The sequence below is a fragment of the Streptomyces sp. NPDC003042 genome (assembly GCF_053591315.1).
Genome location: NZ_JBSFTP010000074.1, coordinates 1 through 18492 on the forward strand (window position 1 = coordinate 1; position 18492 = coordinate 18492).

An 18492-nucleotide genomic window follows, 5' to 3' on the forward strand; every position below is an offset into this window, starting at 1 on the left:
CCCTGGTTGCCCTTGCCGGAGACGGCGCCGCCGAAGACGAACACGAACAGCAGCGTGAAGATGATCGGCATGAACAGGACGTCGACTTCCGCCGCACCACATGACGTTGTACCGACGGGTGTCACTTGACGCGAGCACCTTCAGTCGGTTGCATACGTTCTGTGATCACATACCGGACATCGGGAGCCGCGCCATGGACCCGGTGATCGTCGTCGGCGCGGGCCCCGTCGGACTGTCCCTGTCCCTCGCCCTGGCCGGCCACGGCGTGCCCTGCGTCGTCCTCGACGAAGGGCCCGGCAAGGAGGAGCCCCGGCCCGCCCGCTCCGTCGTCCTGCACGCCGACACTGCGGCCATGGTGCATCGGCTGGGCTGTACGACCCTGCGCTACGAGGCCGCCCAGTTCGCCGCCTGGCGCACCATGAGGCGCCGCCAGGACTCGCTGCGCGTCACCTTCGAGGACCACCCCGCCCCGGTGCATCTGCCGCAGCACGCCCTCACGCGCGGACTGCGCGAGGCCGCCGCCGCGCATCCGCTGATCCAGCTGGTCACCGACAGCAGGCTGGACTCCCTGGAGCAGGACGCCCGCGGGATCACCGCGCACACCCGGGGCGCCGAAACCACCTGGTGGCGCGGAAGCCACCTCGTCGGCTGCGACGGAGCCCGCTCCACCGTGCGCAAGCTGCTCGGCATCCGCTTCCCCGGCCGGACCGCCGTCGAACGGCACGCCGTGGCCGCCCTGCGCGCCGAACTTCCCTGGCCCGGCGAGGCGTTGCTGCACCGCAACGTGCCCTCGGGACCCGAGGAGGTCACCGCCCGGCCCCTGCCCGACGGGATCTGGCGGCTCGACTGGCTGCTGCCCGCGCGCGGTGACCTGGTGACCCCCGACGCGCTCGTCACCCTCATCCGGGACACCCTGGCGGGGTGGTGCGGCGGCACGACTCCCCCGTACGAGCTCCTCGACACCGGGGTGCACACCCTGCACCACCGGCTCGCCCGGCGCTGGCGCGACGGCCGGGTCTTCCTGGCCGGGGACGCGGCGCACCTGCTGGGCGCCCTCGGCACCCAGGGCGTCGAGGAGGGGCTGCGCGACGCCGAGAACCTGGCATGGAAGCTGGCCCTGGCCTGGACCCAGGGTGCCTCCGAGGCCCTGCTCGACAGTTACGAGGGCGAGCGGCGCACAGCGGTCGCCGCGCGGCTGCGCGCCGCCGACCAGGCCATGCCCGCCCTGCGCGGTGGAGGCGGGCTGCGCACCCTGCTGCCCGGAGCGGCCCGTTCCGCCGAGGCTCTGCTCACCGACGGCCACCTGGGGCGCGGCCCGCTGGGCGCGGAGCCGGTGTACGCCCCGCCGGTGGCCGTACGCGAGGTCCCGACGGCCACGGAACCGGGCGGGCCGGTGGCGAACGTACCGGTGACCGCGCCCGACGGCGCGACCGTACCGCTGCGCGACCTGCTGGGCCGGGGTCGGCTACTGGTGCTCCTGGTCGCCCCGGGCACCGGGGTCTGGGACCGGCGGCACTGGCTCGGCGCCGGGCTGATGCCCCGGCTCGCGGCGGCCGTGAGCGCGCTGCCGGTACGTGCCGAACTCCTCGTCGCGGACGGCTACCCGGGGGCTCCGGCGCACACCGTGCTCCTCGTACGGCCCGACGGGCACCTGGCGGCCACCTTCGCGGGAGTCCGCCCGGCGGAGCTGTACGAGGCGGCGGACGCCGTCCGTGCGGGCGCGCCCGCCGCGACCGACGCGCCCACCACCACCACCCCTACAGCGGTGATCGATTGACCGCCACGGGTACGCGTGGTTCACTCGCCGACATGACCGGCAACGACGTACGCCTGTGGCGGAGGGTCCACATGGACCTGCTCCGCTACGCGGGCTGCGTGTGTCGCCCTTCCTGCTGATTCGCCCTTCCTCCGCGCGCCCCGCGCCCTTCCGGGCCCGCGCGCACCTTCGCGAACTCCCAGGACGGTCACCCCATGTCTGCCCGTACGCACACCCCTGCGCACGCCCTCGCGCACACCCCTGGCCGCATCGCCCCCACGGTGGCGCAACTCCTCTCCTTCGCACTGCGCACCGCGGCCGACCCCGAGATCGTGGACTCGCTGCCGCTCGACCCGGAAGGCCGTACGTGGATCCGGCTGGACGGCCCCGGCGGCAGTGAGGCCTGGCTGATCGGCTGGCCGCCCGGCACCGGCACCGGCTGGCACGACCACGCCGAGTCGCGGGGCGCGTTCGCCACCGCGCGGGGCAGGCTCACCGAGCACTCCCTGGCCGTACGCCTCCCCGCGGAGGGCTGGCAAAGCCTCGAACTGGCCTCCGGGGTCGACCGCAGCCGCAGCCTGGCGCCGGGCACGGGCCGGGGCTTCGGGCAGCACCACGTGCACGAGGTACTCAACGAATCCCGGACCGAACACGCTGTCTCCGTGCACGCGTACTACCCCCCGCTGCCGCTGATCCGCCGGTACGGCCGCACGGGTCCGGTCCTGACGCTGGAGCAGGTCGAGCGCCCGGCGGACTGGCAGTGATCGGCATCGACGAACTCCTGGAGCGGGTACGCCGGAGCTACACCCGGATCGGGCCGCAGGCCGCGTACGAGGCGGCGCGGGCGGGCGCCCTGCTGGTCGACATCCGCTACCAGGCGCTGCGGGAGCGGGACGGACTGATCCCGGGGGCCGTGGTCATCGAGCGCAACGAGCTGGAGTGGCGCCTCGACCCGCACGGCTCCCACCGCATCCCCCAGGCCACGGACCACGACCTCCAGGTGGTGGTGATCTGCGACGAGGGCTACGCCTCCACCCTCGCCGCGGCCTCCCTCCACATCCTGGGCCTGCACCGCGCGACGGACGTGACGGGCGGCTTCCAGTCCTGGAAAAGGGCCGGCCTGCCGGTTGCCGCTCCCTTGTGACGCCCCCTCGGACCGTGAGGCGCCGGTGGCGCCTCACGGGCTTCGGGCCACGCCGACCACCACCGCGTACACCAGCGGCAGCACCACCGGCGCGGCCGTTCCGGTTGCATGCCCGCGCTGAACGCGGTCAGGACGGCCAGCGCGATCCCGGACCCCAGCACCGTCCCCATCGGCACCACCACCAACGTCTCCGTGCGGACCACCCGGAGCACCTGCCCGCGCTGCGCCCCCGCCAGCCTCAGCGTTGCGAACTCTCCGGAGCCGTTCGGCGGTCGACCTCGCCAGGGTGTCGACCACCGCGACGGCGGTGAAGGCCGGCACCAGGCCCATCGCCAGCAGGTTGAGCTCCGCCCCGGCCGCCTGCCGCTCCGCCGGCGCCGCGTCGGCGTTCGCCGCGGACGGCACCGCCACGCCCGGGAACGCCCGTACGGCTGCGGCCAGTTGCTCCCGCACCTCCGGACGGGGTCAGCTCCTGGGATACCCCAGGTCGTCGGCGTCCTCGCCCTCCGCCTCCAGCGCGCGACGGACCACCCGCAGGGCCATGCCCTCCGGGTATCCCTTGCGTGCCAGCATCCCCGCGAGGCGCCGGATCCGCTTGTCGCGCTCCAGGCCCCGGGTCGCGCGGAGCTTGCGCTCCACGAGCTCCCGGGCGGTCTGCTCCTCCTGCTCGGAGTCCAGCTGTTCCAGCGCCTCCTGCACGAGGGTGGTGTGCACACCCTTGGTCCGCAGCTCCTGCGCGAGCGCCCGGCGGGCCAGGCCCCGGCCGCGGTGCCGGGACTCGACCCAGGCCCCGGCGAAGGCGGCGTCGTCGATCAGGCCCACCTCCTCGTACCGGGAGAGGACCTCCTGCGACACCTCGTCGGGGATGCCCCGCTTGGCCAGGGCGTCGGCGAGCTGCCGCCGGGTGCGCGGCATCCCGGTGAGCAGCCGCAGGCAGATCGCCCGCGCCTGCTCCTCGGGGCTCTGGGGCGGCAGCTCCTGACGGCCCTCACGGCCGCCTCGCTTCTCTCCGCCGCCCCTTTCCTGCTCCCGCACGGGTCAGCTCTTGGCCACGGCGGCCTTGGCCGTCGTCTTGGCCTTCGACGCCGGGGCGGGCACGGCCGCGGCTGCCGCGTCGGCGGGCGTACCCGCCGCGTCGGCACCGGCCTCGGCGGTGGCGGCGACCTTGCGGACACCCACGCCCAGCTTCTCCTTGATCTTCCGCTCGATCTCGTCGGAGAGCGCCGGGTTGTCGCAGAGGAACTTTCGCGCGTTCTCCTTGCCCTGGCCGAGCTGGTCGCCCTCGTACGTGTACCAGGCGCCGGCCTTGCGCACGAAGCCGTGCTCGACGCCCATGTCGATCAGGCCGCCCTCGCGGCTGATGCCGTGACCGTAGAGGATGTCGAACTCGGCCTGCTTGAAGGGCGGCGCGACCTTGTTCTTGACGACCTTGACGCGGGTGCGGTTGCCGACCGCGTCCGTGCCGTCCTTGAGGGTCTCGATACGGCGGATGTCCAGGCGCACGGAGGCGTAGAACTTCAGCGCGCGGCCACCGGTGGTGGTCTCCGGCGAGCCGAACATCACACCGATCTTCTCGCGGAGCTGGTTGATGAAGATCGCGGTGGTCTTGGACTGGCTCAGCGCACCCGTGATCTTCCGCAGCGCCTGGCTCATCAGACGGGCCTGGAGACCCACGTGCGAGTCGCCCATCTCACCCTCGATCTCCGCGCGCGGCACGAGCGCCGCCACGGAGTCGATGACGATCAGGTCGAGCGCGCCGGAGCGGACCAGCATGTCCACGATCTCGAGCGCCTGCTCGCCGGTGTCCGGCTGGGACAGGATGAGGTTGTCGGTGTCGACGCCGAGGGCCTTGGCGTACTCGGGGTCGAGGGCGTGCTCGGCGTCCACGAAGGCGACGGTGCCGCCGGCCTTCTGCGCGTTGGCCACGGCGTGCAGGGTCAGGGTGGTCTTACCGGAGGACTCCGGCCCGTACACCTCGACCACGCGGCCGCGGGGCAGCCCGCCGACACCGAGCGCGATGTCCAGCGCGGTCGACCCGGTGGGAATGACGTCGATGGGCTCGTTCGGCTTGTCGCCGAGGCGCATCACCGCACCCTTGCCGAATTGCCGTTCAATCTGTGCGAGCGCGGCGTCGAGAGCCTTCTCGCGGTCGGTGCCTGCCATGGGTTCCACCCGATTTGCTTGAGTCGATCGCTTCACGCCATTGACGCTAACGCCTGCCACTGACAATGCGCTCCCACACCCGGTCGGGCTGTGGATAACTCATCAGAATGGATGTTCGATTTCCCTGTCAAGCGAGCCACGCCCGCCCACCCGCGGCGGTGGCGGTCGGCCTGCCGTAGCGGCCACGACGGCGACGCGCGGGTCGCGCCCGCGGCCCGGGAGGGTGCGATCATGTCGGCCGATCCATCGATGGAGGTCCTGTGCGCCACCTCTCCACGACGCGTGCTGATCACCGTCGTCCTGACGGCCTCCACGGCGACCGCGACGGTCGCCGGCGACGCCGCCCCCCTGCCCGTCCCCGTCACGATCCGCCCGGCTCCCCTGACCGAAGCGGAACTGCTGAGCGCGCTGCCCCGCGGCAAGGAGATGAGCGGCTACGTCGCCGCGCCGCAGGCCAGGGACCGGAGCGGTGGTGACGTCACTGCCACGAGCCACGCTCCGGCCTGCCGGCCGTTCATCGATGACGCGGCCGAATCCCACCCGCCGGCCGACGGCGACGGCGGAGGCGAGGGTGCGGATCGAAAGCAAGCAGCCGCAGCGGGGCGATCGCACGTCGCTCGGGCGGGTGACCCTCGCCAGCCACACCCTGCCCGAGGCCGAGGCGGAGATGGCCGAGCTCAAGCAGGCCGTCGCCGACTGCGAGGGCTTCGCGGCCCTCTCGACACCGTCCTACGAGGACCGGTGGTTCACCGTGAAGGCAGGACGGCAGGTGAGGGCGGGAGACGACTCCGCCACCTTCGTCAGGGCCACTCCCCAAGAGCCGATCGACCGGGGCTTCCCGGTCACCGTCGTACGGAGCGCGGGAGTCATCGCCACCTCCTACGGCACCGTGCCGGCTCCGTCCCGGCCCGGCAGCACGAGAAGTCGCGGGCACCGCGGCCGAGGACTCACCCCGTCCGCGGCGGCCCGTGGGCGTTACGGCTTCGGCAGGACGCAGCCGGCGCGGTTCAGGTCGATCTGGTTCCCGGGGCCGATGCAGGGGACGAGGGTGTACGTCTGCTGGGCGTAGTTGATGCCCTGGCGGACGGTCACGTTGCCGCTCTCGTCGACCTCGCACGGGTTGTTGTCCGTGCAGCGCTGGCCGTCCTCGTTGCCCGTGTTGTTGACGGCGACGACCTTGCCGGTCGTCGTGTCGATCACGGGTGAGCCGGAGGTGCCGCCGATGGTGTCGCAGGACGAGGTGTAGCGGACCGAGTCCTTCCAGGTCCAGGCCCCCTCCTTGAGGCGGTACGCGAACCCGTCGACATTGCAGCTGTAGGTCCGCTTCCAGTACCCGGACACCACCTTGATCGCCGAACCCTGCACCGGGCGGGCGTCGTTGAGGGTGAGCGCGCTGATGCCGTACTGGCTCTGGATCTGGGCGTACGTCTTGGTCAGCTGGTAGAGCGAGACGTCCGTGTCCGTCATCGTCCCGTACGCGATCTTGCTCGCGCGCAGTGTCGCGACCCTGGAGCCGGCCGCGTTGAGCAGCGAGAACGTACGGCTCGACGACCGGTTGACGATGACCTCGCCGGCGGCCGGGAAGCCGGTTTCCAGGCAGTGGCCGTTGGAGAGGACGAGCGCGGGGTCGTTCGGCTGGGAGCCGGGCGTACGGACGACGGAGCCGGAACAGTTGCTGAGCGCGACCGTGCCCGCGTACGTGACGGCGACGGCCTGCGCGGCCGTGTCGGTGTCCGTGGCCGGTGAGGCCGCGGCGGTGGCCGGCGCTGCCGCAACTCCTGTCAGGAGTAACGAGAGCAGGACGCCGGCGAGAGGCTTCTTCATGTGGGGGTTCCCCTCTGGTGACAATGCGACCGAAGATCCTTGCGGTTTGTCATGCGCATTGTTAGTTCACCGGGCCCAACCCACAAGAGTGCCCCACCAGTTACGGAATGGCCGGATCCGCACGCCCCGAGAGCCTCGGCCCCCAACCCGCCCAACACCCCGCGAGGCGGGCACCGATGGCCATAGCGGGGCGGATGGGCCGCAGTACGAGCCTGGCCGGTAATCGCTCCTCAGTGGCCGGTACCCTGCGGTGCCCCCGATGACGGGGACCGTGAAATTCCGCTCAGGAGGACCCATGGCCATCAAGAAGGCCACGATCCAGCAGCAGGTGGCAGACGCCCTCACCCAGGCGAACCCCACCGACCGGCCCATCGTCACGATCCAGGCCATCGCCGGCCCGAGCGTGTGGCTGATGAGCATGTTCGGCCTCATCGGACAGGCGTTCCTCACCTACTACTTCGTCACCGTGACGGAGCAGGCCGTGGTGCTCCACAAGGCGAGCCGGATGAGCAACCGGCCCCAGGAGATCGTCTTCGCGATACCGCCCGCCGAGGCCGTCGGAACCATCACCGAGGTCAAGCGCAACGCCATCTGGAGCTCGTTCCGCATGCAGCTCCCGGGACAGGAGAAGCCGACGCGCATGAACGTGCACCGCACCTGGCGCAACGAGATGGACCAGCTGCTCGGCCTGCTGACCGGTCAGAACGCACCCACCGCCTGACGACACCGGTGAGCCGACGGGTGGAGGGGACCTTCCCCACCCCCTCCACCCATGGACCGGCGCCGCGGCAACACGGCTGACAACCCGAGGTTGACACTCCGTCGAGCGTCAACCTAGGGTTGCACTCATGACGAACCCTCCCGTGGAACCAGTTCGCATGACCAACCCGGTACGCCTCGACGACCTCATCGAGGCCATCAAGAAGGTCCACCCCGACACCCTGGAGCAGCTCAGCGGCGCCGTCGTCGCGGCCGAGCACCTCGGTGACGTGGCCGACCACCTCATCGGCCACTTCGTCGACCAGGCCCGCCGCTCCGGCGCCTCCTGGACCGACATCGGCCGCAGCATGGGCGTCACCCGCCAGGCCGCCCAGAAGCGCTTCGTCCCCAAGGCCGACCGGGAGGGCGACTCCGCCCTCGACCCCAGCCAGGGCTTCGGCCGCTTCACCGACCGCGCCCGCAACGTCGTCATGACCGCGCAGAACGAGGCCCGCGCCGCCGGCGGCACCGAGATCCGCACCGAGCACCTCGTCCTGGGCCTGCTGGCCGAGCCCGAGGGCTTCGCGGCCCTCGCCCTGCGCGCCCAGAGCATCGCGGCCGAGGACGTACGGGCCGCCGTGGCCGCCGTACTGCCCGCGCCCCGGGCGGACGTCCCCGACCTCATCCCCTTCGACGCGTCCGCGAAGAAGGCCCTGGAACTCACCTTCCGCGAGGCGCTGCGCCTCGGACACAACTACGTGGGCACCGAGCACATCCTGCTCGCGCTCCTGGAGCAGGAGAACGGCGAAGGCCTGCTCAGCGGCCTCGGCGTGGACAAGGCCGCCGCCGAGGCGACCGTCACCGAAGCCGTGGAAGCCATGGCAGCCGCATTCGGCGCCGCCGAGGAGAAGTAGGGCCTCCGGCCGCCGCGTGCGTCAGCTCGTAGCGCTTCACGTACGCGCCGAGGAAGGCCTGCAGGGTGGCGACGGCCGGGATCGCGATGAGCGCCCCGACCGCGCCGAGCAGGGCAGTGCCGGCGATGACCGAGCCGAAGGCCACCGCCGGATGGATGTCCACCGTCTTCGAGGTCAGCTTCGGCTGGAGGACGTAGTTCTCGAACTGCTGGTAGACCACGACGAATCCGAGCACGTACAGCGCGTACCAGGGATTGACCGCGAAGGCGATCAGGATGGGCAGCGCGCCCGCCAGGTAGGTGCCGATGGTGGGGATGAACTGGGAGACCAGCCCCACCCACACCGCGAGCGCGGGCGCGTACGGCACGTCCAGGATCACGAACAAGATGTAGTGCGAGATGCCGGAGATCAGCGCCATCAGCCCGCGCGAGTACAGGTAGCCGCCGGTCTTGACCACGGCGATCTCCCAGGCGCGCAGCACCTCCGACTGCTTGGCGGGCGGCAGTACGGAGCACAGCGCGCGCCGCAGCCGCGGTCCGTCGGCGGCGAAGTAGAAGGAGAACAGCCCGATCGTCAGCAGCTTGAAGAGCCCGCCGAGCACGGTGGCGGACACGTCGAGCACCCCGGCCGCGCTGTTCTGCACGTACTTGCGCAGCCAGTCGGAGCGCAGCAGGCTGTCCTGGATCTCCAGCCGGGACAGCTCGGTGCGGAAGGTGCTGTTGATCGAGTCGATCACCGAGTCGAGGTAGCGCGGGAAGCCCTCGACCATCTCGATGATCTGTCCGGCGAGGATCGAGCCGAGCAGGACGAAGAAGCCGACGACCGCGGCGAAGACGCCGATGAACATCAGGAAGGTGGCGAGCCCGCGACGCATGCCGTGGGCCGCCATCCTGGCCACGGCGGGTTCGATCGCGAGCGCGAGGAAGAACGCGATCAGGATGTTGACCAGCAGCCCGGTCAGCTGGTGGAAGGCCCAGCTGCCGAGCTGGAAGCAGGCGACCAGGGCCAGTACGAGGACCACCGCGCGCGGCAGCCAGCGCGGCATCTGCTCATCGGCCCCCGACCCCACCGCCACCGGGGCGCCGCCGCCCGGCGGACCCCCGGGCGGACCCCCGGGGCCGGCCGGTTCCGTTGCCGCCGGGGGTGCGGGTGCGGGCGGGTCGGTCGTCTCATCTGTGGCTGCCACGCGGCCAAGTCTGTCCCACCGTCCGCCCGAACCACGAAACAGCTCCCTGCCGTCAGCGCTGCGAGGCGGGCACGTCCATCGCGGAACAGACCGCGCGCCATACGTCCTTGGCCTCCCAGCCGGCCTCCAGTGCCTGCTGCACGGTCCGCCCGCCCAGCTCCGTCATGACGTGGTCCCGCGCGAAGGAGTCGGCGTAGCCCGCACCGAAGTGCTCCGCCATCCGCTCCCAGAAAATCGTCAACCGCATGCCTCCAGTATCCCGCCCCGGAGAGTGCACCGGCCCGGTTCGTCCCCCCTGGCCGCACCACCGCGCCCTACGGTTTCTCGCATGCCTGGAGACGAAGCTCCCCCACCGGCAACCGCGGCCGCCGCCACCCCGCCGACCCCGTCGGCCCCGCCCGGCCCGCCGGTCCCGCTGGCCCGCGCCGAACAGTTCATCTGGCTCACGGCCCGGGTGCTGGAGCAGCGGCGGTTCGCGTTCCACTTCCTCGGCGGGGACGCCGACCCGGTGGACGCCGCACTCGGCGCGTACCTCGGCTCCGACGGCGGCTACGGGCACGCGCTCGATCCGGATGTGCGCGGTCCGCTGAGCCAGCCCCTGCACACCGCGCACGCCCTGCGGATCCTCGACAGCCTCGGCCGCTGCGCCGGGCAGCGCGTCGAGAAGCTCTGCGGCCACCTGAGCCGGATCTCGACCCCGGACGGCGCGCTCCCGCTGGTCCTGGCGGCCCCGCAGCCCTGTCCGGGCGCCCCCTACCACCCCGTACGCGACGATCCGCCGGGCGAGCTGCTGACCACGGGCCCGGTCGTGGGGATGCTGCACCGCAACCGGATCTGGCACGCGTGGCTGTTCCGGGCCACGGACTTCTGCTGGGAGCGGGTCGAGACGCTGCGCCGCTCGCACCCGTACGAGATCCAGAGCGCGGTGGGCTTCCTCGACGGCGTCCCCGACCGGGCCCGCGCGGCGGCGGCGGCCGACCGGCTGGGCCGGCTGGTGCGCGAGCAGCGGCTCGTGGTGCTCGACCCGGGGCGGCGCGAGGAGTATCCGCCCTCACCCGGCTACGCCCCCGGCGAGCAACTGTTCCCGTACGACTACGCGCGGCGGCCGGAGTCGCTGGCCCGGGGCTGGTTCACGGACGAGGAGATGAGCCGCTCGCTGGACTTCCTCGCGGCGGAGCAGCGGCCGGACGGCGGCTGGCCGGTGCGCCGCCGGGCCTGGGCGCCGGGCAGCTCGCTGGAGCGCAGGCCGATCGCCACCCTGGAGGCGCTGTTGACCCTACGGGCGTACGGGCGCCCCGTGACCGGGGCCGGACCCGCCGGACCCGCCGGACCCGCCGGGCTCAGCCTGCCAGGGCCCTCACTCCCGCGGTGACCACGACCGCCGCCCCGACCACGACGAGGAACGGCGCCCGCAGCAGCAGGGCGGCTCCGGCCGCGGCGAGCCCGGCGGCGCGGGCGTCGAGCACCAGCTCGTGGCCGGTGCTGAAGGTCTGCTGGGCGGTGAGCGCGGCGAGCAGGGCGACCGGCAGCAGGGCGGCGAGCCTGCGGACCAGGGGCCGCTCCAGGGCTCCGGCGGGCACGAGCAGCCCGGCGAGCTTGACGGCGTAGCAGCCGACGACGGTCAGTCCGATGGCGATCCAGACGTTCACGACCGGCGTCCCTTCATCCACAGCACGGCGGGCGCGGCCAGCGCCGCGATCAGCACGGGCACCCCGGAGGGCAGGACGGGCAGGAAGCCCAGTCCGAGAACGAGCGCGATCCCGGCGACGGCCCGCTCGGTGGCGCTCTTGATCATCGGCGCGAGCAGGGCGAGGAACACGGCGGGGCCGGCGGCGTCCAGCCCCCACACGGAGGTGTCCCCGATGGCCTCGGCGCCCAGCGCCCCCAGCAGGGTGGTGAGGTTCCACAGCACGTACAGGCTGAGCCCGGTGACGGTGAACCCGAGCCGAGCCGACTTCCGGTCGGGCTGCGCCAGCGCCACGGCGGTGGTCTCGTCGATCACCCAGTGCGCGGCGAACGGCCGCACGGCGCGGGGCAGCGCGAGGAGCTGCGACAGCCGCAGCCCGTAGAAGGCGTTGCGCGTCCCGAGGAAGAAGGCCCCGGCGGCGGCGGTGAAGGGGTTCCCGCCCGCCGCCAGCGCTCCGACCAGCGCGAACTGCGAGGCCCCCGTGAAGACGAGCAGGCTCAGCACACAGGCCTGGAGCACACTGACCCCGGCCCCGGCGGCCGTCACCCCGAACGCGAACCCGGACAGCCCGACGGCCACGCCGACCCCGAGCGCGTCCCGTACGACAGCGGTGCGCGGCCGCTCGGTGGAGGCCCCCTCGGGGGCTTCCCGTATGACCATCTGATGTTCTCCCACGCCTTGAAAGTACGCAGGTCGCAGCGGACGGTCTTGTACGTTCTTGCACGCGCCGACGCCGGGCGCCTGGCGGGGCGGGGCCCTACGCCGGCCGCCGCTCCCGCCGGTACGCGCCCGGCGGCACCCCCACGATCCGGGTGAAGTGCCGGTTCAGGTGCGGCTGGTCGGTGAAGCCGACGGTGACGGCCGCCTCCGCCGGCGGGATCCCCGCTTCGAGCAGTCTGCGCGCGCGGCGGACCCGGGCGTCGGTCAGCCAGGTGTGCGGCGGCATCCCGTAGCGCTCGCGGAAGGCCCGCAGCAGGGCGAAGGGGCTGGTCCCCAAGTCGCCGGCGAGCCGCTCCAGCGACGGCGGGTCCGCCATCCGCCCCTCCAGCACGGCCCGGGCCCGTTCGGCGTCGGCGGCGCCCGCGCGCCGTACCGTACGGGCAGGCAGCCGGCCGCCGTGCCGGCTGAGCGTCCGCGCCACCACGCCGCGCAGCAGCGTGTCGGCGGCCAGCGCGTTCCCGGCCTCGGCGGCCCGGTGCACGTCGGTGATCATCTTCGAACCCCGCGGGTCGGTGACCATGTCCTCGGTGAAGCCGGGAGTGCCGTGCGGGGTGCCGATCTCGGCGGCGACCTCGGCGATCAGGTCGCGGGAGGGGTAGAGGGTGGCGTACTCCCAGCCCTCCGGCACACCGGCGCGCGCGGTGTGCGGCACCTCGGGGTTGATCAGGACCACGCTGCCCGGCCCGGCGCGGACGGTGCCGCCCGGCAGGCCGATCTCCTCGACGCCACCGGTGACCGCCGCGATGACGTACCCGTCGTGCGCGTGGCGGGAGAAGGTGTGCCGAACGTAGTGGGCGCGCAGCAGGTCCAGCCCGGGCAGTTCGGCGTACTGCCAGTGCCGTGCCCACTCCCGGCGCCCCTCGTCCGTCCCCATGCCCCCATTCTGCGCCCGGCGCCCGCGTACGTTTCCCCAGCTCCGGCCCGTTGTCAGTGGCCGGGTGCACGATGGGGGCATGGCCGGCGCTGCGCTCGACTCGTTCTCCCCCGCGACCCGCTCGTGGTTCACGGGGGCCTTCCGTACGCCCACTTCCGCACAGGAGGGTGCCTGGCGGGCGATCGGCGAGGGCTCCGACGTCCTCGTCGTGGCGCCGACCGGCTCCGGCAAGACCCTGGCCGCCTTCCTCGCCGCCCTCGACCAGCTCGCCTCGACCCCGCCGCCGGCCGAGCCGAAGAAGCGCTGCCGCGTCCTGTACATCTCGCCGCTGAAGGCCCTGGCCGTCGACGTCGAGCGCAACCTGCGCAGCCCGCTGACCGGGATCCGGCAGGAGTCGGCCCGCCTCGGCCTGCCCGAGCCGGAGATCCGCGTCGGAATCCGCTCCGGGGACACCCCGCCCGCCGAGCGCCGGTCCCTGGCCGTCAGGCCCCCGGACATCCTGATCACCACCCCCGAGTCCCTCTTCCTGATGCTGACCTCGGCGGCGCGGGACGCCCTCGCCGGGATCGAGACGGTGATCCTGGACGAGGTGCACGCCGTCGCGGGGACCAAGCGGGGAGCGCACCTGGCCCTGTCCCTGGAGCGGCTCGACGAGCTGCTGCCGCGCCCGGCCCGCCGGATCGGGCTGTCGGCGACGGTCCGGCCGGTGGAGGAGGTGGCCCGCTATCTGGCGCCGCGCGGCAAGGTGGAGATCGTGCAGCCGCCGTCGGACAAGGAGTTCGACCTGTCGGTGGTCGTCCCGGTCGAGGACATGGGCGAGTTGGGCGGCTCCCCCGCCACCGAGGGGCGCGAGGGCGGCGACAAGCCGTCCATCTGGCCCCATGTCGAGGAGCGGATCGCGGACCTCGTCCAGGCCCACCGTTCGACGATCGTGTTCGCCAACTCCCGCCGCCTCGCGGAGCGGCTGTGCAACCGGCTCAACGAGATCGCCTACGAGCGCGCCATGGGCGAGCCCCTGCCGGAGGGTTCGCCCCCGGCCGAGATCATGGCCCAGTCGGGCGCCGCGCACGGCGCCCCGCCGCTGCTGGCCCGGGCGCACCACGGATCGGTGTCCAAGGAGCAGCGGGCGCTGGTCGAGGAGGATCTGAAGGCGGGCCGGCTGCCCGCCGTGGTCGCCACCTCCAGCCTCGAACTGGGCATCGACATGGGCGCGGTGGACCTCGTCATCCAGGTCGAGTCACCGCCGTCGGTGGCCTCCGGGCTCCAGCGCGTCGGCCGGGCCGGGCACCAGGTGGGCGCGGTCTCCACCGGTGTGGTCTTCCCCAAGTACCGGGGCGATCTCGTACAGGCCGCCGTGGTCACCGAGCGGATGCGCACCGGATCGATCGAGGCGCTGCGCGTCCCGTCCAATCCGCTCGACGTCCTCGCCCAGCAGCTGGTCGCGATGACCGCGATGGACACCTGGCAGCTGGACGACCTGCTCGCGCTGGTCCGGCGGGCGGCGCCGTTCGCCGCGCTGCCGGAGTCGGCGTTCACGGCGGTGCTGGACATGCTGGCGGGCCGCTATCCGTCGGACGCGTTCGCCGAGCTCAGACCGCGCGTGGTCTGGGACCGGGTCGCGGGGACGATCACCGGCCGGCCGGGCGCCCAGCGCCTCGCGGTCACCTCCGGCGGCACCATCCCGGACCGCGGCCTCTTCGGCGTCTTCCTCGCGGGTGCGGACCCCAAGAAGGGCGGCGGCCGGGTCGGGGAGCTCGACGAGGAGATGGTCTACGAGTCCCGCGTGGGGGACGTCTTCACCCTGGGCACCACCTCCTGGCGGATCGAGGACATCACCCGTGACCGCGTCCTGGTCACCCCCGCCCCCGGGGTGCCGGGCCGGCTGCCGTTCTGGAAGGGCGACCAGCTGGGCCGCCCCTTGGAACTGGGCCGCGCGGTCGGCGCGTTCCTCCGCGAACTCGGCGGCCTGACCGACGAGGACGCCCGGCTGCGCCTGCTGGCGGCCGGCCTGGACGCCTGGGCCGCGCAGAACGTCCTGTCCTACCTCGCGGAGCAGCGCGAGGCCTGCGGCCACGTACCGGACGACCGGACCATCGTCGTCGAACGCTTCCGCGACGAGCTGGGTGACTGGCGGGTCGTCGTCCACTCCCCCTTCGGCGCCCAGGTGCACGCCCCTTGGGCGCTGGCCCTCGGCGCCCGCCTCGCCGAGCGGTACGGCATGGACGCGCAAGTGATGCACGCCGACGACGGCCTCGTGCTCCGCCTGCCGGACGCCGACCTGCTGAACATGGACCTCCTCGACCATGACCCCGCCCACACACAGTCCTTCGAGTTCGACGACGAACAGGCCCCGCTGGGGGCGGCCGATGTCGCCTTCGACCACGGTGACATCAACCGGATCGTCACCGACCAGGTGGGCGGCTCGGCCCTGTTCGCCTCCCGCTTCCGCGAGTGCGCTGCACGCGCGCTGCTGCTGCCGCGCCGCAATCCGGGCAAGCGGACCCCCTTGTGGCAGCAGCGCCAGCGTGCTTCCCAACTCCTCCAGGTGGCATCGGAGTTCGGCTCCTTCCCGATCGTTCTGGAAGCCGTACGCGAGTGCCTCCAGGACGTCTTCGACGTGCCGGGCCTGACCGAGCTGATGGGGGACATCGAGGCACGCCGCATCCGCCTGGTCGAGGTCACCACCCCCGAGCCCTCCCCCTTCGCCCGCTCCCTCCTCTTCGGGTACGTCGCCCAGTTCCTCTACGAGGGCGACTCTCCCCTCGCCGAGCGCAGGGCGGCGGCACTCTCCCTGGACTCCCGGCTGCTGGCCGAGCTGCTGGGCCAGGCGGAGCTGCGGGAACTGCTCGACGCGCAGGTACTGGAGGAACTGGAGCGGGAGCTCCAGTGGCTCACCGAGGACCGGCGGGCCAAGGACGCCGAGTCGGTCGCGGACCTGCTGCGCATGCTGGGCCCGCTGACCGGGGCCGAGCTGGCCGAGCGGGGGGCGGACCCGGCCTGGGCCCGCGAACTGGCCGCGGCCCGGCGTGCCATCGGCGTCCGGATCGGCGGCGCCGAGCACTGGGCGGCGATCGAGGACGCGGGCCGGCTGCGCGACGCACTGGGCACCGCGCTCCCGGTCGGGGTCCCGGAGGCGTTCACCGAACCGGTCAAGGACCCCCTCGGCGACCTGCTCGCCCGGTACGCCCGCACCCACGGCCCGTTCACCACCACCACGGTCGCGTCCCGCCTGGGTCTCGGCACGGCGGTGACCGAGGGCGCTCTGCACCGCCTCGCGGCGGCGGGCCGGGTGGTCCAGGGCGAGTTCCACCCGGCGGGCATCGGCCAGGAGTGGTGTGACGCGGGCGTGCTGCGCAGACTACGCCGCCGCTCCCTCGCCGCGCTCCGCCAGGAACTCGAACCGGTCCCGCCGGCCTCGCTGGCCACCTTCCTGCCCCAGTGGCAGCACCTGGGCGGCGGCCTGCGCGGCATCGACGGCCTGGCCCGCGCCGTCGAGCAGCTCCAGGGAGCGCCGGTCCCGGCCTCCGCCCTGGAGCGCCTCATCCTGCCGTCCCGCGTCAGCGGATACTCGCCCAACCTGCTGGACGAGCTGACCACGACCGGTGAGGTGGTCTGGGCAGGCGCCGGGGCCCTGCCGGGCAAGGACGGCTGGGTCTGCCTCTACCTGGCGGACGCGGTGCCCCTCCTGCTCCCCGCCCCGCATCCGCTGGAGCTCACCCTGCTCCACCAGGCGGTCCTCGACTCGCTCTCCGGCGGCTACGCCCTGTTCTTCCGGCACGTCGCGGACGCGGTGCGCCTGCGGCTGCCGGAGGCCTCGGACGTGGACCTGTCCACGGCGCTCTGGGACCTGGCCTGGTCCGGCCGCCTGACCAACGACACCCTGGCCCCGCTGCGCTCCCTCCTCGGCTCCGGCCGCACGGCGGGCGCCACCGCGCACCGGGCCCGGCGTACCGTCCCGCGCGGCCGGTACGGCACCCTCAGCGCGACCGCCTCCCGTACGGGCCCGCCGACGGTCTCGGGCCGCTGGTCGCTCCTCCCGGAGCCGGCCCCCGACCCGACCCACCGCGCCCACGCCCTGGCCCGTACGCTGCTGGACCGCCACGGCGTGGTCACGCGGGGCGCGGTGGCCGCGGAAGGCGTCGCGGGCGGCTTCAGCGCGGTCTACCGCGTCCTCGCCGCCTTCGAGGACAGCGGCCAGGCCCGCCGGGGGTACGTGGTGGAGGGGCTGGGGGCGGCCCAGTTCGCGATGGACGGCGCGGTGGACCGGCTCCGGGCCGCCGAGCGGACCCCGCCCCCGCTGGCCGCGGTGGTCCTGGCCGCCGCCGACCCGGCGAACGCGTACGGGGCCGCCCTGCCGTGGCCGGACCCCCCGGCCGAGGCCACCCACAAGCCGGGCCGCAAGGCGGGCTCCCTGGTGGTCCTGGTCGACGGTGAACTCGTCCTGTACCTGGAGCGCGGCGGCAAAACCCTGCTGGCCTGGGCGGACACCGACGATCCCCGCCTCGCGGCGGCCACGGCGGCCCTGGCCTCGGCTTCCCGCACGGGGACTCTCCCCGCCCTGACGGTGGAGCGGATCAACGCCGCCCCGTCCCTGACCTCTCCCGTGGGCCGTGCCCTGGAAGAGGCGGGCTTCCACGCCACCCCGCGGGGTCTGCGCCTGCGCTCCTGACTGCTGCGGGCCGGTCCCGACTGTTCCGCTCCTGTCCTAGACATGTCACGGAACTGTCGTCGACCGCCTCTGAGCTGGCAGATGTTCTTATCCATGCTTTATCAAGATGATCACAGGCATCGCAGAGGCGATGCACCGTCATGGGGGATCAGAACTGTGAGCACCATCAGCATGCGCGGAACCACCCTGGGCGCGGTCGGCCTGGCGGTCGCCGGAACCCTGGCCCTGACGGGCTGCAAGAACGGCAACGAGGAGCTGAACCCGGCGCCGGCGATCTCGCCGTCCGCCCAGCCCTCGCAGCCGGCCCAGCCCAGCAGCCAGCCCAGCACCCCGGCCACCCCCAGCGCCTCGGCGGGTGGCAGCGAGGCCCCCGCCGGGGCCGCGGGCATGGCGAAGTCCGGCCAGATCTTCAAGATCGGCGAGACCGCGCAGGTACCGTTCGATTACGGAAGCACCAAGGGCGGCACGATCGCGCTCACCGTCACCGCGATCGAGCAGGGCGACCCCGCCGACCTGGACCCGCTCAAGCTCGGCGACAAGGTGAAGGGGAAGATCCCCTACTACATCCGCTACTCGGTCACGAACATCGGCTCCACGGACCTGTCGTTCACCACGGTGGGCCACATGAAGGGCCTGCTCGGGGACGGCACCGAGGCCCAGGGTCTGTCGGTCATCGGCAAGTTCGAGAAGTGCCCGAACAACTCGCTGCCGAAGGGCTTCACCAACGGCCAGACGCAGACCAGCTGCGCGGTCGCCCTCGCCCCGTCGGCCCAGACGAAGGTCGGCTCGGCCGAGTACTGGGGCAACCCCTACAACGCGCTGAGCGACGGCAAGGGCCTCATCTGGAAGTAGCGGG

The 18492-nt window shown here is 73.0% G+C and carries 19 protein-coding genes; 10 read left to right on the top strand and 9 right to left on the bottom strand.

Going from position 1 to position 18492, the window contains the following annotated elements; all coding sequences use genetic code 11:
* The first annotated feature begins 193 nt into the window (after positions 1-193).
* The 4 genes from ACWDYJ_RS28455 to ACWDYJ_RS28470 all read left to right on the top strand — a co-directional run bounded on the left by ACWDYJ_RS28455 (position 194) and on the right by ACWDYJ_RS28470 (position 2900).
* Positions 194-1777, top strand: coding sequence for an FAD-dependent monooxygenase (locus ACWDYJ_RS28455; RefSeq protein WP_451568455.1), 1584 nt, complete (start codon positions 194-196; stop codon positions 1775-1777).
* A gap of 32 nt (positions 1778-1809) precedes the next feature.
* Complete coding sequence (locus tag ACWDYJ_RS28460) at positions 1810-1896, top strand: putative leader peptide (RefSeq protein ID WP_311318651.1); 87 nt, start codon at positions 1810-1812, stop codon at positions 1894-1896.
* Between the two features lie 75 nt (positions 1897-1971).
* Positions 1972-2520, top strand: coding sequence for a cysteine dioxygenase (locus ACWDYJ_RS28465; RefSeq protein ID WP_451568456.1), 549 nt, complete (start codon positions 1972-1974; stop codon positions 2518-2520).
* Entirely contained in the window at positions 2511-2900 is a 390-nt protein-coding gene (locus tag ACWDYJ_RS28470) for a rhodanese-like domain-containing protein (protein ID WP_451568481.1), read from the top strand. Before ACWDYJ_RS28465 ends, ACWDYJ_RS28470 begins: the two co-directional genes overlap by 10 nt.
* 33 nt (positions 2901-2933) lie before the next feature.
* Here ACWDYJ_RS28470 and ACWDYJ_RS28475 read toward each other — a convergent pair whose 3' ends face one another.
* The 3 genes from ACWDYJ_RS28475 to recA are packed head-to-tail and all read right to left on the bottom strand — an operon-like array spanning position 2934 to position 5063.
* On the bottom strand, positions 2934-3353 hold the full coding sequence (locus tag ACWDYJ_RS28475) for a hypothetical protein (RefSeq protein WP_451568457.1): 420 nt from the start codon (positions 3351-3353) through the stop codon (positions 2934-2936).
* A 12-nt stretch (positions 3354-3365) separates the two neighbouring features.
* Entirely contained in the window at positions 3366-3935 is a 570-nt protein-coding gene (gene recX / locus ACWDYJ_RS28480) for a recombination regulator RecX (RefSeq protein WP_451568458.1), read from the bottom strand.
* A 3-nt stretch (positions 3936-3938) separates the two neighbouring features.
* Positions 3939-5063, bottom strand: coding sequence for a recombinase RecA (gene recA, locus ACWDYJ_RS28485; RefSeq protein ID WP_451568459.1), 1125 nt, complete (start codon positions 5061-5063; stop codon positions 3939-3941).
* Between the two features lie 571 nt (positions 5064-5634).
* Here recA and ACWDYJ_RS28490 point away from each other — a divergent pair.
* A complete protein-coding gene (locus tag ACWDYJ_RS28490) occupies positions 5635-6132 on the top strand; it encodes a hypothetical protein (RefSeq protein ID WP_451568460.1) in 498 nt (165 codons plus the stop codon).
* On the opposite strand, the gene ACWDYJ_RS28495 is transcribed toward ACWDYJ_RS28490, so the two are convergent.
* Positions 6039-6887: a S1 family peptidase gene (locus ACWDYJ_RS28495; RefSeq protein WP_451568461.1), complete on the bottom strand. Its 849-nt coding sequence runs from the start codon at positions 6885-6887 to the stop codon at positions 6039-6041. The genes ACWDYJ_RS28490 and ACWDYJ_RS28495 overlap by 94 nt on opposite strands.
* Before the next feature lie 295 nt (positions 6888-7182).
* Here ACWDYJ_RS28495 and ACWDYJ_RS28500 point away from each other — a divergent pair, with 295 nt between their 5' ends.
* Together ACWDYJ_RS28500 and ACWDYJ_RS28505 are read left to right on the top strand one after the other, a co-directional pair.
* Entirely contained in the window at positions 7183-7608 is a 426-nt protein-coding gene (locus ACWDYJ_RS28500) for a hypothetical protein (protein ID WP_451568462.1), read from the top strand.
* A gap of 127 nt (positions 7609-7735) precedes the next feature.
* Positions 7736-8500 (top strand): Clp protease N-terminal domain-containing protein, encoded by a 765-nt coding sequence (locus ACWDYJ_RS28505; RefSeq protein WP_451568463.1) that lies wholly within the window; start codon positions 7736-7738, stop codon positions 8498-8500.
* Here the strand turns inward: ACWDYJ_RS28505 and ACWDYJ_RS28510 are convergent.
* Together ACWDYJ_RS28510 and ACWDYJ_RS28515 are read right to left on the bottom strand one after the other, a co-directional pair.
* Positions 8445-9545, bottom strand: coding sequence for an AI-2E family transporter (locus ACWDYJ_RS28510; protein WP_451568482.1), 1101 nt, complete (start codon positions 9543-9545; stop codon positions 8445-8447). The two genes, ACWDYJ_RS28505 and ACWDYJ_RS28510, sit on opposite strands and share 56 nt — an antisense overlap.
* Before the next feature lie 193 nt (positions 9546-9738).
* Positions 9739-9933 (bottom strand): DUF3046 domain-containing protein, encoded by a 195-nt coding sequence (locus tag ACWDYJ_RS28515; RefSeq protein WP_451568464.1) that lies wholly within the window; start codon positions 9931-9933, stop codon positions 9739-9741.
* Between the two features lie 81 nt (positions 9934-10014).
* Here ACWDYJ_RS28515 and ACWDYJ_RS28520 point away from each other — a divergent pair, with 81 nt between their 5' ends.
* Entirely contained in the window at positions 10015-11058 is a 1044-nt protein-coding gene (locus ACWDYJ_RS28520; protein ID WP_451568465.1) for a hypothetical protein, read from the top strand.
* On the opposite strand, the gene ACWDYJ_RS28525 is transcribed toward ACWDYJ_RS28520, so the two are convergent.
* The 3 genes from ACWDYJ_RS28525 to ACWDYJ_RS28535 form a co-directional block, all read right to left on the bottom strand.
* Complete coding sequence (locus ACWDYJ_RS28525) at positions 11027-11335, bottom strand: AzlD domain-containing protein (protein WP_451568466.1); 309 nt, start codon at positions 11333-11335, stop codon at positions 11027-11029. The two genes, ACWDYJ_RS28520 and ACWDYJ_RS28525, sit on opposite strands and share 32 nt — an antisense overlap.
* Positions 11332-12033: an AzlC family ABC transporter permease gene (locus ACWDYJ_RS28530; protein WP_451568483.1), complete on the bottom strand. Its 702-nt coding sequence runs from the start codon at positions 12031-12033 to the stop codon at positions 11332-11334. Before ACWDYJ_RS28530 ends, ACWDYJ_RS28525 begins: the two co-directional genes overlap by 4 nt.
* A gap of 97 nt (positions 12034-12130) precedes the next feature.
* Positions 12131-12967, bottom strand: a complete 837-nt coding sequence (locus tag ACWDYJ_RS28535) for an AraC family transcriptional regulator (protein WP_451568467.1) — start codon at positions 12965-12967, stop codon at positions 12131-12133.
* Between the two features lie 79 nt (positions 12968-13046).
* Here ACWDYJ_RS28535 and ACWDYJ_RS28540 point away from each other — a divergent pair, with 79 nt between their 5' ends.
* Positions 13047-17636, top strand: a complete 4590-nt coding sequence (locus ACWDYJ_RS28540) for an ATP-dependent helicase (RefSeq protein ID WP_451568468.1) — start codon at positions 13047-13049, stop codon at positions 17634-17636.
* A gap of 156 nt (positions 17637-17792) precedes the next feature.
* Positions 17793-18488, top strand: coding sequence for a hypothetical protein (locus ACWDYJ_RS28545; RefSeq protein WP_451568469.1), 696 nt, complete (start codon positions 17793-17795; stop codon positions 18486-18488).
* Positions 18489-18492: the final 4 nt, after the last annotated feature.